The 11,854-nt window shown below is 63.2% G+C and carries 9 protein-coding genes; 5 read left to right on the forward strand and 4 right to left on the reverse strand.

Annotation, left to right across the window (positions count from 1 at the left end; all coding sequences use genetic code 11):
• The first annotated feature begins 2 nt into the window (after positions 1 to 2).
• Entirely contained in the window at positions 3 to 2,000 is a 1,998-nt protein-coding gene (locus tag AAFN84_RS04905) for a von Willebrand factor type A domain-containing protein (RefSeq protein WP_347513379.1), read from the forward strand.
• Positions 2,001 to 2,018: 18 nt separating this feature from the next.
• Here AAFN84_RS04905 and bmt read toward each other — a convergent pair whose 3' ends face one another.
• Both bmt and AAFN84_RS04915 read right to left on the reverse strand, forming a co-directional pair.
• Entirely contained in the window at positions 2,019 to 3,032 is a 1,014-nt protein-coding gene (gene bmt / locus AAFN84_RS04910) for a betaine--homocysteine S-methyltransferase (RefSeq protein WP_347513380.1), read from the reverse strand.
• A 62-nt stretch (positions 3,033 to 3,094) separates the two neighbouring features.
• Positions 3,095 to 3,946, reverse strand: a complete 852-nt coding sequence (locus AAFN84_RS04915; RefSeq protein WP_347513381.1) for a helix-turn-helix transcriptional regulator — start codon at positions 3,944 to 3,946, stop codon at positions 3,095 to 3,097.
• A gap of 142 nt (positions 3,947 to 4,088) precedes the next feature.
• Here AAFN84_RS04915 and AAFN84_RS04920 point away from each other — a divergent pair, with 142 nt between their 5' ends.
• From AAFN84_RS04920 to AAFN84_RS04930, 3 genes are read left to right on the forward strand one after another with little or no spacing between them, the layout of a single operon-like run.
• Complete coding sequence (locus AAFN84_RS04920; RefSeq protein ID WP_347513382.1) at positions 4,089 to 5,099, forward strand: fatty acid desaturase; 1,011 nt, start codon at positions 4,089 to 4,091, stop codon at positions 5,097 to 5,099.
• Positions 5,096 to 5,884: a PhnD/SsuA/transferrin family substrate-binding protein gene (locus AAFN84_RS04925; protein ID WP_347513383.1), complete on the forward strand. Its 789-nt coding sequence runs from the start codon at positions 5,096 to 5,098 to the stop codon at positions 5,882 to 5,884. Before AAFN84_RS04920 ends, AAFN84_RS04925 begins: the two co-directional genes overlap by 4 nt.
• A 56-nt stretch (positions 5,885 to 5,940) precedes the next feature.
• Positions 5,941 to 6,162: a hypothetical protein gene (locus AAFN84_RS04930; protein WP_347513384.1), complete on the forward strand. Its 222-nt coding sequence runs from the start codon at positions 5,941 to 5,943 to the stop codon at positions 6,160 to 6,162.
• A gap of 9 nt (positions 6,163 to 6,171) precedes the next feature.
• On the opposite strand, the gene AAFN84_RS04935 is transcribed toward AAFN84_RS04930, so the two are convergent.
• Positions 6,172 to 8,745, reverse strand: a complete 2,574-nt coding sequence (locus AAFN84_RS04935) for an FAD-dependent oxidoreductase (RefSeq protein ID WP_347513385.1) — start codon at positions 8,743 to 8,745, stop codon at positions 6,172 to 6,174.
• A 30-nt stretch (positions 8,746 to 8,775) separates the two neighbouring features.
• Positions 8,776 to 10,353 (reverse strand): trimethylamine methyltransferase family protein, encoded by a 1,578-nt coding sequence (locus AAFN84_RS04940; RefSeq protein ID WP_347513386.1) that lies wholly within the window; start codon positions 10,351 to 10,353, stop codon positions 8,776 to 8,778.
• A 189-nt stretch (positions 10,354 to 10,542) separates the two neighbouring features.
• Between AAFN84_RS04940 and AAFN84_RS04945 the strand changes: the two genes are divergently transcribed.
• Positions 10,543 to 11,709 (forward strand): MFS transporter, encoded by a 1,167-nt coding sequence (locus AAFN84_RS04945; RefSeq protein ID WP_347513387.1) that lies wholly within the window; start codon positions 10,543 to 10,545, stop codon positions 11,707 to 11,709.
• Positions 11,710 to 11,854 lie beyond the last annotated feature (145 nt).

Below are 11,854 nucleotides of genomic sequence, written 5' to 3' on the forward strand. Positions count from 1 at the left end.
CGATGGCGAAGAACAAATTCGACGAGCTTGATCGCCTGCGCGGCACCGCCGCGCCAGTCACCTCCGATTCCGCCCGGCGCCGCGGCGTCGACGCCGCACTCCGTGCCTACGACCTGGCCGAAAATCCTTCGGCCGCGACCCAAGGACACGCTGACGGTCGACGTCTCATTGACAGAACGATGATGTTCTGGAGAGAGATCATGCAGAAAAAGCTCATTGCAGTTCCAGCCCTGACCGGGCTTGTCGCTCTGCCGGTGGCGGGGCTCGTCGGATGGCAGATTGTGGATGACTATCGCGCCGGTGCAAGGCCCGACGATGCGGTGGTCGAAACCCGCGCGCCGGCCCGTGAGCGCATGCAGGCGCCGGGCGAGGCGGCGGACAGTGAGGTGCCTTCGCCTGAAGCGGATGCGGCCGACAAGGCGGTGCAGCCCGCTCCCTTGCAGGAGGCAGCGCCGCCACCTCCGATCGCCGGGCTGCAGCGTGACACGTCGGCCTATCACCAGCAGTCGATGTCGCAGAACCGGATGACCCTGTCGGCGCCCGCAATGGCCGTACCGGAACCAATGCCGATGCCTCCACAGGCGCGCGATCGGCTGGAGGGTTTCGACGGCAATCCCGTCCGGGCCGTGGTGGACGATCCGGTATCGACATTCTCGATCGATGTGGACACGGCGTCATATGCATTCGTTCGCCGCTCCCTTAAGGAAGGACGCCTGCCGCAGCCCGACACGGTGCGTGTCGAGGAGATGATCAATTATTTCCCCTATGGGTGGCCGGCGCCGCGCGACGCCGAGATTCCGTTTAACACCACGGTGACGGTCATGCCGACGCCATGGAACGACCAGACGCAGCTCATGCATGTCGCGATCAAGGGTTTTGACCTCCAGCCCGCGGCCAAGCCACGTTCCAACCTGGTCTTTCTCATCGACACGTCGGGCTCCATGAGCGAGCCGGACAAGCTGCCGCTGCTGACGAATTCCTTCCGGTTGCTCGTCGATCGGCTCGGTCCCGACGATACCGTCTCGATCGTCACCTATGCGGGCAATGCCGGTACCGTGCTGCAGCCGACCCAAGTCTCGGAGAAAGCGACCATTCTCGCCGCGCTCGACAGGCTGGAGGCGGGCGGCAGCACGGCCGGCGAGGCGGGGCTTCGCGAGGCCTACCGACTGGCCGAGACGTCGTTCGTGGAGGGCGGCGTCAATCGTGTCATGCTGGCCACTGACGGTGACTTCAATGTCGGGCAGACGAGTGACGACGATCTCGAGCGGCTGATCGAGGATAAGCGGGAGACAGGGGTCTATCTGTCGGTGCTTGGTTTCGGACGCGGCAATCTCAACGACCAGATGATGCAGGCGATCGCCCAGAGCGGCAACGGCACGGCGGCGTATATCGACACACTCGCGGAGGCAGAGAAGGTGCTCGTCGAGGAGGCTTCCTCGACACTGTTCCCGATTGCCGACGACGTGAAGATTCAGGTGGAGTTCAATCCGGTGCACATCGCGGAATATCGGCTGATCGGCTACGAGACGCGGGCGCTCGCACGCGAGGATTTCAACAACGACCGGGTCGATGCCGGCGAAATCGGGTCGGGTCACAGCGTCACCGCGATCTACGAACTGACGCCTGTTGGCAGTCCCGCGCGGTTGGTCGACGATCTGCGCTACGGAGCGCCGCCTGCGGCGCCGACGACGACCACGAGCGACGAACTCGCCTTTGTGAAAGTCCGATACAAGACTCCGGGAGAAGACGAGAGCCGGCTCCTTGAAACGCCGGTGACGGGTGCGAACATGGTGCCATCGTTTGACGCCGCGGGCGAGGATCAGCGTTTTTCCGTGGCGGTTGCCGCACTTGGCCAGAAGCTGCGTGGCCAGGATGCACTCTCGGGCTTTGGCTACGACCAGGTGCTGGAGATCGCCAGTGCCGCGCGCGGCGCCGATCCGTTCGGCTACCGGGCGGAATTCCTGTCTCTGGTCAGGTTGGCGGCGGCGTTGGATCGGTAGCGCCGGGCGCTTCGATGCCTAGCCCCTGCGGCGGCGTTCTCGACGGGCGCCGCCGGAGCCTTCCCCGCTCTCGGCCGCCTGCTTGTTGCGCAGCGGGCCGATGCGGGAAACGATCTCGCCGACGCTCGGGCGCTCTGCCCTTGCGTGACTGTCAAGGGCGACGCGCATCGCCTTCAGATGTTCGAACGACGTGCCGCAGCAGCCCCCGACGATCATCGCGCCACCATCCACGGCCAGGCGGACGTAATCGGCCATCAGTTCAGGGGTGCCCGAGTAATGGATTTCGGTCCCTCGGAATTCGGGAATACCGCAATTTCCCTTGACGATGATTGTGGCGTCCGGTCTCGCCGCGCTCATGTCGAGCAGCGAGGCAAGGATGTCGGAAGCGCCGACGCCGCAATTGGCGCCGACTCCGACCGGCTGTTGAGAAAGACTGTCGGTGACGACGTGTATGTCGCTTGGCGGCAGGCCCATCATCGTGCGGCCGGCGGTGTCGAACGAACCGGTATAGGTGTAGGGGAGGCCGACACGGATCGCGGCCTCGGCGGCTGCTCGAATCTCGTCCGGGGCCGACATCGTTTCTATCCAGGCGACGTCAGCGCCGCCGGCCTGCAGCCCTTCGATCTGCTCGGCAAAGGCCTCGACGGCCTCATCATAGGTCATGGCGCCGAGAGGCTGCAGCAGCTCGCCGGTCGGCCCGACCGAGCCTGCGACGATGACCTTGCGCCCGGCCTTGTCCGCAACGTCCCGCGCGATCTCGGCCGCGCGCCTGTTCAGGGCGTGAACGCGATCCTGTGCATTGTGCAGTTTGAGGCGGTGGCGCGTGCCGCCGAACGAGTTGGTCAGGATGATGTCGGCGCCCGCATCGACGAAGCCTTGATGGAGGGCGGCAATCCGGTCCGGGTGATCTTCGTTCCACAGTTCCGGCGCTTCACCTGATTCCAGTCCCATGGCGAACAGGTTGGTGCCTGTCGCGCCATCGGCGAGTAGGACGCCCTTTTCGGCAATCAACGCGTCGATCGGATTGGTCATTGGAGGCGCCCCGCGCAATCTGGAAAAGACAGATAACAATATAAAGAAATCTTTATGTCTGGTCAATCCGCGGGCACGGTTACGTCGTGAAGGTGGCGCGCGAAGCCGGCCGTTTCATGGGCATTGATCTCAGCTGCGCGGATGAGGTCATCGAAATGGCGTGTCAGCGTCCTGACCGCCTCGGTCGCGTTCAGCACCACATACATGTTCCCCATGAAGATCGCCGCCCTGATCTGGCCGAAGATGGTGTAGGGCACCGAATAGCGCTTGCGACCGTCATACAGATAGAGCCGGAAGCTGGGATAGAGGTCGTCGAGCAACCGTGCCATATGGGCCAGCTGCCTTGCGCGCGCCTCGGGTGGGAAGCCCGACCAGATGCCCAATCCGCGTGCGAAGATTTCAAGCATATGGCGCGGCATGCAGACCTCCATGTCTGTCTCGGGCCGGCGGTTGTAGTCGATGCGGTACTGGGCTTCGCCGAGTTGTGCCCCCGGATCCCGCATCGTGATTCCCGCCTCGTAATCTATGAGTTCCTCGGTGCGCAGCAGGTCGGGAATGCCAGCCGGCACATAGCGAATCTTGGTGCCTGCGGCTTCCGTGTGCCATTTGCCAAGCAGTGTCCGATCAAAGCCGCCGGGCGCTTCCTCGATTTCCAGGCTCTGGCGGATTTCGCTCGCCAGGCCCTCGTCCTGGCTGAGGCCCAAAAGCCAGTCGAGCGAGACGTTATGTTGCGATGCAATGTTCATCAGCGTCTCGGCGCGTGGCAGTCGCGTTGCCGAACCAGCCAGCAACTGCGAAAGCGCCGAGCGATCGATGCCGATTCGCGTCGCGAACGTCGACTGATTGACCCCGGAACGCGCCACCAGCGTCGCCAGCCTCAGCCTGAATGTCTCCGCTATGTCGCGCTTGTCCATATCGAGGTCCGCTTGTTGATAATAATGAACATCTGTCGTATTTGGGTTTCATAATCAACATTTACCGCGCATTGTCGCATTGCAGCATTCTGTCCCTGCTGACAACATCCTGTCAGGAATCAGGTGATTGGGGCACCAAAACATGAGCATTGGAAGGAACGGATCAACGCGAACGCGCTTGCGGGTCGAATGGCCGACAGTGGCACTGATAGCGGCGTGCTATTGCGCATGGGCGCTGGCGGGAATCGCCCTTTGGCCCCAGTGGCCGTTGGCGGCACTGGCTGTCATGACGCTGGCTGTCGCTCTGCACTCCTCCCTGATGCACGAAGCCTCGCATGGCCACCCCACGCGCAGTTCCCGTCTCAACGAACTTCTGGTGGCGCTGCCTATCGGTCTGATCTATCCGTACCGGCGGTTCAAAGCGCTGCACCTGCGCCACCACGCGGATGAACGGCTGACCGATCCTTTCGATGATCCCGAGAGCTATTATCGCGCGTTGTGGCATCACGACGATCTTCCGGCGTGGCTCAAGGCGTTGCTGAAACTCAACAACACGATGGCGGGGCGATTTGTCATCGGGCCGGCGATCGCCAATGTCGGTTTCGTACTGACCGACGCCAGACTGCTTACAGCGGGCGACAGCGCGGTTCGACGTGCATGGGTGCATCACTTGGCTGGGCTGGTGCTGTTACTGCCCATCGTGACGCTCGCCTTCGACATGACCGTGTTAGTCTACGTCATTCCGGTTTATCTTGGTCAATCGCTGATTGCGATCCGCACCTTTGCGGAACATCAATGGTCGGAACGTCCCGACGGGCGCACAATCATCGTGGAGCGTTCTCCGCTGGCATTTCTGTTCCTCAACAACAACCTGCATCTCGTGCATCACAAGATGCCCAGCATCGCCTGGTATCAATTGCCAGCGGCATTCCGCGCTCGACGAGCCGACTGGCTGGCGATGAACGAGGGCTATGCGTATCCGAACTACCTGGCGCTGCTTAAAGACTATGCCTTCAAGGCAAAGGAGCCGGTGGTTCATCCTGTGTTGCGTCGCGCGCCGGAGCAGGGGCGGGCATTCACGCCACGCATCAGGGTCCGCAATGTCGGTGGGCTCGGCACCGCGACCGTGCCTGCGGAGCCGCCGAAAGAGTGAGCGCCTATTTCGCAGCACTTCCGATGTATGACTGGCCCGAGGAGCAGGCCGAGACAGACGGCACATGGGCCGGTGTGCGCGCAAAACTGCACGCCGCTGGTATCGACGTGCGTGACGAGCTGGTGCGAAGGAACGCGGACATGCCTGCCGTTCCCGGCGGAATACACGATGAGGCCGGCAGGCTCATCGCGCCGGACCCTGCAATTCTCCCGCCAGACGATTTTGACCTCTTCACCCTTTGGCGCCACCCCGGGCTGGTCTTTTCACAGACATGCTGGGGGCCGCTCAGCGCCACCGGCCTGGACGCGCATGTGACGATCATCGCACAGCCGGATTATTCCAACGTTGAGGGCGGACACGGTCCTCTCTACTCCAGCGCAATCGTCATGCGGGGAGAGGGCGACATCGCGCCCGTGCCGGACGGTTCTGCGCATCTGCCGCTCGAACGCATGCGGGGGCAGCGCTTCGCCTTCAACAATCCAGATTCAATGTCCGGATTGCTGGGCATTGCAGCGGACCTGGAGGCATCGGGGGAGGGGCTCGATATCTTTGCCGACCGGATCGAGACCGGCGGTCATCGTGCCTCGGCTCTCGCGGTTGCGAACGGGGAGGGCGATGTCGCGGCGATCGATTGTCGTTCATGGGCGCTGTTCAAACGGCTGGAACCAGCCGCCGCAGGAAGCCTGCGTGTCGCCGGCTGGACCGCGCGCCGGAAGGGCCTGCCCTATGTCCGCGCGCGCGCCCTGCCTCAGCAGATTATCAAATGTTATCCGACGCTTGCCTAAGGGAACAAAAACTCGTTCCGGGTGTTTCAGGCCCGCAAGTGCAGGAGACGACCCCGTTGAAGAACACATCCGTCGCGGCTTTCGTCGAGCAGGCGATCGCAAAGCGAGGCAAGCGCCTGATCTCGGTTCCGGCTCTGGTGTCTGAACTGCGATCGGCGAAGCCGGATTGCGAACATACCGATGATGAGCTGTCTCATCTCATCACCGTGATCGCGATCAGCAAGGGCTGCAATCTCTCCTTCATGCGCCCGAAAGGCTTCGACGCCGTGGACTGGTAATCGGGGGCCCTAGCCCCGCATCTTTTCACCTGACGGATCGAATGGCGGCTCGATATTGATGCGCGCCGGACGGCGGTGGCCGAGGATCTCGATCTCGAACAGCTTTTCGCTCTCGTCTTCGGCAAGTGCGGCGGGCACGTAGCCTTGCGCCATCGACTTGCCGACGAAATGCGCATAGCCGCCCGATGTCACCCAGCCGACGACGGACCATTCTCCGTCATGGATGCCGCGTACCGACGAGGCGCCGTGATCGGCCTCCGACGTCCGCGTCTCCTTCCCCTGGGCATCGAAACGCGGCGCGCCGTAGCCATGCGGCTTCTCGATCGTGCCATAATCGGTGCCGTTCACCTTCGCCCAGATCGGTTCGTCGCCCATCACGTCGGCGTCCAGCGCATCGACGATGAACGACACGCGGCGCAGCTTCGCGCCGTCTGCGTGCTCCTTGGCTGCCGCCTCGCGGCCGATGAAATCGTTCTTCTCGAGCTTGACGAAGCGATCCATCGCGCCCTCGAACGGGCCGTAGATGGGACGCAGCTCGCGGAACCAGGTCGGAAAGTTCTTTTCGAGCCGCATCGCCAGCAGCGCGCGCATGCCGAAATCGACGATACCGAACTCCGCGCCGGCGTCCTTGATCGCCTGGTAGACGAGGCGCTCATAGGCCGGCTCCATCCAGATCTCGTAGCCGAGATCGCCGGTATAGGTGATGCGGTTGACCATGCAGGGCGCGCCACCGACCGCCATCTCGCGGAAATCCATGAAGCGGAATGCCTTGGACGAGACATCGTCGTCGACGAGCTTCTGCAGCAGGGCCTGGGACTTCGGACCAGCGATGGACAATCCGACGAGCGTCTGGTCATAGCGATGGATGCGCACCGAACCATCCTTCGGCACATGCTGCTCGAACCAGCGCATGTGATATTTCTGTGCGGCCGACGAACCCCAGATGATGAACCTGTCCTCGCCTGCCTTGGCGATGGTGAAGTCGCCGATCAACTTGCCGAACTCGTTCAGCATCGGCGTCAGCACGATGCGTCCGGCCTTCGGCATGCGATTGGTCATCAGCCGGTTGAGGAAATCTTCGGCGCCGCTGCCGCTGACCTCGTATTTGGCGAAATTGGCGATCTCGGTGACGCCAACGCGTTCGCGCACGGCCCGCACCTCGTTGCCGACATGCTCGAAATCGTTGGAGCGGTGGAAGGAAACGATGTCCTTCGGCTCCGTGCCTTCCGGGGCAAACCACAGCGGTGTTTCCAGGCCCCAGCTATCGCCCATCACGGCGTTTTGCCCGACCATCGTATCGTAGAGCGGCGTCGTCTGCGCCGGCCGCGCTGCCGGCAGCTCCTCGTTGGGGAAGCGGATAGAAAAGCGGCGCGAATAGTTCTCGCGGACCTTGGCATTGGTATAGCGCAGCGTCGCCCATTCGCCGAAGCGGGCGACGTCCATGCCCCATACGTCGAAGCCCGGATCGCCATTGACCATCCAGTTGGACAGTGCCAGGCCGACGCCGCCGCCCTGGCTGAAGCCGGCCATGACCGCGCAGGCGCACCAGAAATTGGTCAGCCCCTGCACCGGGCCGACCAGCGGATTGCCATCAGGCGCGAAGGTGAAGGGGCCGTTGATGATCTGCTTGATGCCGGCCTTCTCGATGCCGGGGAAGTGGCGGAAGCCGACCTCCAGCGATGGCGCGATGCGGTCGAGATCGGGGGCCAGCAGCTCGTGGCCGAACTCCCACGGGGTGTTGACCGGCGACCACGGCTTGCATGCCTTTTCATACGTGCCTAGCAGCACGCCGTTGCGCTCCTGCCGGGTGTAGATTTCGCCCTTGAAGTCGAGCACGCCCACCATCTCGCGGCCGGTGCGGGCGTTGAACTCCTCCACTTCCGGCATCGGCTCGGTCAGCAGGTACATATGCTCCATGGCAAGCAGCGGCAGCTCGAGGCCGACCATGCGGCCAACTTCACGCGCCCACAGGCCGCCGCAATTGACGACGTGCTCGGCCTTCACGGTGCCTTGTTCGGTGACCACATTCCAGGTGCCGTCGACTTCCTGAGTCAATTCGATCACGCGATTGCGCAGCACGATTTCGGCGCCGAGCTTGCGCGCGGCCTTGGCATAGGCATGCGTCGTTCCAGAAGGGTCCAGATGGCCTTCGACCGGGTCCCACATCGCGCCGACGAAATGGCTTTCGTCCATCAGCGGAAACATCGCCTTGGCCTCGGACGGCGTGATCAGTTCGGTGTCCATGCCCAGATAGCGGCCCTTGGCGTGCGCCAGGCGCAGGAAATCCATGCGCTCCGGGCTGTCGGCCAGCATCACGCCGCCAGTCAGGTGAAGAGAACACGACTGGCCGGAGAGCTCCTCCAGTTCCTTGTAGAGCTGGACCGTATAGGCCTGCAGCTTGGCGACGTTCGGATCGCCGTTCAGCGTGTGAAAGCCGCCCGCCGCGTGCCAGGACGAGCCGGACGTCAGCTCCGACCGCTCGATCAGCATCACGTCGGTCCAGCCGGCACGGGCCAGATGATAGAGGACCGAGCAGCCGACGACACCGCCGCCGATGACAACCGCTTTGACGTGAGATTTCATGGTGTTGTGTCCGTGTGTAGAGAAACTGATTCAAAAATCCGTCGGGGCGCCGCCTTCGGCGATGCGCCTGTCGACGAACTCGTCGAGCGCTTCGCGGATGGCGGGGTCCATCTCCGGTTGCTCGTAGGTGGCCAACCGTTCCTTCCAGACGCGATTTGCCTTCTCCATCGCCGTTGGCGATCCGGCCTCGCTCCAGCTTTCGAAATTGCGCCAGTCCGAAAGGATCGGCGAGTAGAAGGCGGTCTTGTAGCGTTCCTGGGTGTGTGGCGTGCCGAAGAAATGTCCGCCCGGGCCGACATCGCGTATGGCGTCTACCGCGAGCGCATCGTCCGACAGGTCGAGCGGGGTCAGAAATTCGGCTACCATCTGGAGAAGGTCGAAATCGAGGATGCTCTTTTCGAACGAGCAGCGAAGACCACCTTCGAGCCAGCCGGCGCCATGCATCATCATGTTGCCGCCGCCCTGGATCGCGCCCCACAGCGAGAACACGCTCTCATAGGCCGCCTGGGCGTCGACGGTGTTGGCTGCGCAGGTGTTGGAGGTGCGGTAGGGCAGCTTGTAGCGGCGCGCGAGCTGCCCGCCGACGAGCTGTGCCTTCATGTATTCCGGCGTCCCGAAAGCGGGCGCGCCGGATTTCATGTCGACGTTGGACGTGAAGCCGCCATAAGCCACCGGCGCGCCCTTGCGCACCATTTGGGCGAAGGCGACGCCTGACAGCGCCTCGGCATTCTGCTGCACCAGCGCGCCGCCGATCGTCACCGGGGCCATAGCGCCCGAAAGCGTGAACGGGGTGATGACGACGACCTGGCCGGCCGACGCCATCTGGATGATGCCCTCCATCATCGGCACGTCCAGCTTGAGCGGCGAGTTGGTGTTGATGATGGTGAAGACGGACGGTTCTTCCAGAAGCTGTTCCCGCGAGACGCCACGCGCCAGGCGCGCGATCTCGATGCCGTCGACGTTGCGTTCCTTTCCGAGCGAATAGATATGGAAGATCTTGTCGGTCAGTACCGCGAGGTCCCGGACGCATTCCAGGTGGCGGATCGACGGATGGATATCGATCGGCTCGACGGGATAGCCGCCGGTACAGTTGATGATGTTGTGCATCTGGGCGAGCCGCAGGAAGTTTCGGTAATCCTCCTGGTTGCCCGGCCGCCGGCCGCGGTCCATGTCGGAGCAGTTCGGCGCCGATGCCATCATCGAGAGGATGAGGTTGTCGCCGCCAAAGACCATGTTGTGGGCCGGGTTGCGCGCATGCAGCGTGAACTGCGCCGGCGCATGGGAAATCAGCTCGAGGATCAGGTCGGGGTCGAAGCGCACGCGCTCGGTACCTTCCAGCACGTCGGCGCCGTGCTCCTTCATGATCTGGCGCGCGCCATCGTGCAGCACGTCGACGCCGATCTCCGACAGCACGCGCAGCGAGGCGAGATGAATCGACTCCAGTTGATCGTCTGAAACGATGCGTGTCGGCTCGAACGGAACGCGTAGCTGACGGAACGCGGGTTGCTCGAAGGATGCACCGCCGCCGGCGCGTTTACCCGCACGGCCGCCGCGCCTTGCTCTTTCTGGAGCTGCCAGACTGTCAGACGGCAGTGCTGCATCGATCATGGCGTTCACCCTTGTCACGTTCGTCGAGCATATTGGACGTGCGGCGACGGTCTCGTTGATGAGGCGGCGACAACAAGAGCGACAGAAGCGACCTACATTTTCTGCATGCTATGCCAGTACGGCCGAATGGCCGGACCAGCCCTCCGACGCCGCTGGCTTGCGCCTTGTGGTTGTCCCATATGGGCCAGCATGGAGAGCCCCACCGCGACCGTCATAGCGCCCGTTCAATGGCTGGCAATCGGGGCCGTCACCGCGACGGTCACGGTGTTCGCCGTCGCCCAGGGGCTGTCATATCCGCTGCTGAGCTTCATCCTCGAGCGCCAGGGGCACTCGCCTACCTTGATCGGGCTTTCGGCCGCAATGTCGCCCCTGGGCATGATGATCGCCGCTTCGATGGTGCCGTCGGTCGTCAAGCGGCTGGGCGGTGTCGCCACCGTGCTGACCTGCGCCGGACTGTGCGCGACGCTGCTGTTTCTGCTTGGGGCTACGCAGAATGTCTGGCTCTGGTTTCCCCTGCGCTTCTTTGTCGGCGTATGCGTGATTCCGCTCTATGTGCTGAGCGAAACGTGGATGATTGCGCTTGCGCCAGCAAGGGCGCGCGGACGTTTCATGGGTGTCTACACCTCGGTCATCTCGCTCGGCTTCGCGGCCGGTCCGACCACGCTGGTTCTGGTCGGCTCTCAGGGGTGGCCGCCGTTCCTCGTCGGCATTTGCGCCTTCCTCATCTGCGGCAGTTTTGTGTTCTTCGCTGCATCGCGGCTGCCGCGTTTCGAGGATGACGAGCAGCAAGGCACGGTCCGACGTTTCCTGCCGGTTGCGCCGACCCTGCTTCTGGCCGTCGTCGTTGCCTCCGCGTTCGAAACGGCAATGCTTTCCATGCTCCCGTCCTATGGGCGTGCGAACGCGATCGAGGAGGCGGTGATGGCACAACTCCTGACCGTCTTCATCATCGGCAATGTCGCACTGCAGGTGCCGCTGGGCATGATCGCCGATCGCTGGAGCGCCAGGGGCGTGATGATGCTGTGCGCGCTGATGACCGTTGCCGGTTGTGCGCTGCTGCCGTTGGCGCTGGCGACACCATGGCAATGGCCGATGGCGTTCTTCTGGGGTGCGTTCGCCTACGGAATTTATACCATGGCGATCGTGGAGCTTGGACAGCGTTTTTCCGGCTCCATGCTCGTCGCAGGCAATGCCGCCTTCGCGGTCATGTGGGGCATCGGCGGCGTGTCCGGGCCGCCCAGCGCCGGTGGCGCAATGCAGGTGCTTGGCCCGAACGGACTTCCCGTTCTGCTCGCCTTTCTCTGCGGCGTGCTTCTGGTCGTCGGCCTGTGGCGCGCAAGGGTAAGAGCCGCTTGAACCCCAGGTGAAGTCTCGGCTAAACTCAACCCATGCACGACGCTCACGACCAGCAGACCGGCATGCGCTTTTCAGCCATCACCGCCTCGCCGCGTACGCGGCATGCGGAGTTGCTGCGCTTGTGCGCGCGCATCGGATATTCTCC

The organism is Mesorhizobium sp. CAU 1741, assembly GCF_039839275.1.
Classification (GTDB): Bacteria; Pseudomonadota; Alphaproteobacteria; order Rhizobiales; family Rhizobiaceae; genus Aerobium.

Excerpts from the sequence above, each read along its gene's own strand:
- AAFN84_RS04905 (WP_347513379.1), top strand. The coding sequence starts at position 3 with ATGGCGAAGAACAAATTCGACGAGCTTGATCGCCTGCGCGGCACCGCC.
- bmt (WP_347513380.1), bottom strand. The coding sequence starts at position 3,032 with ATGACCAATCCGATCGACGCGTTGATTGCCGAAAAGGGCGTCCTACTC.
- AAFN84_RS04915 (WP_347513381.1), bottom strand. The coding sequence starts at position 3,946 with ATGGACAAGCGCGACATAGCGGAGACATTCAGGCTGAGGCTGGCGACG.
- AAFN84_RS04920 (WP_347513382.1), top strand. The coding sequence starts at position 4,089 with ATGAGCATTGGAAGGAACGGATCAACGCGAACGCGCTTGCGGGTCGAA.
- AAFN84_RS04935 (WP_347513385.1), bottom strand. The coding sequence starts at position 8,745 with ATGAAATCTCACGTCAAAGCGGTTGTCATCGGCGGCGGTGTCGTCGGC.
- AAFN84_RS04940 (WP_347513386.1), bottom strand. The coding sequence starts at position 10,353 with ATGATCGATGCAGCACTGCCGTCTGACAGTCTGGCAGCTCCAGAAAGA.
- AAFN84_RS04945 (WP_347513387.1), top strand. The coding sequence starts at position 10,543 with ATGGAGAGCCCCACCGCGACCGTCATAGCGCCCGTTCAATGGCTGGCA.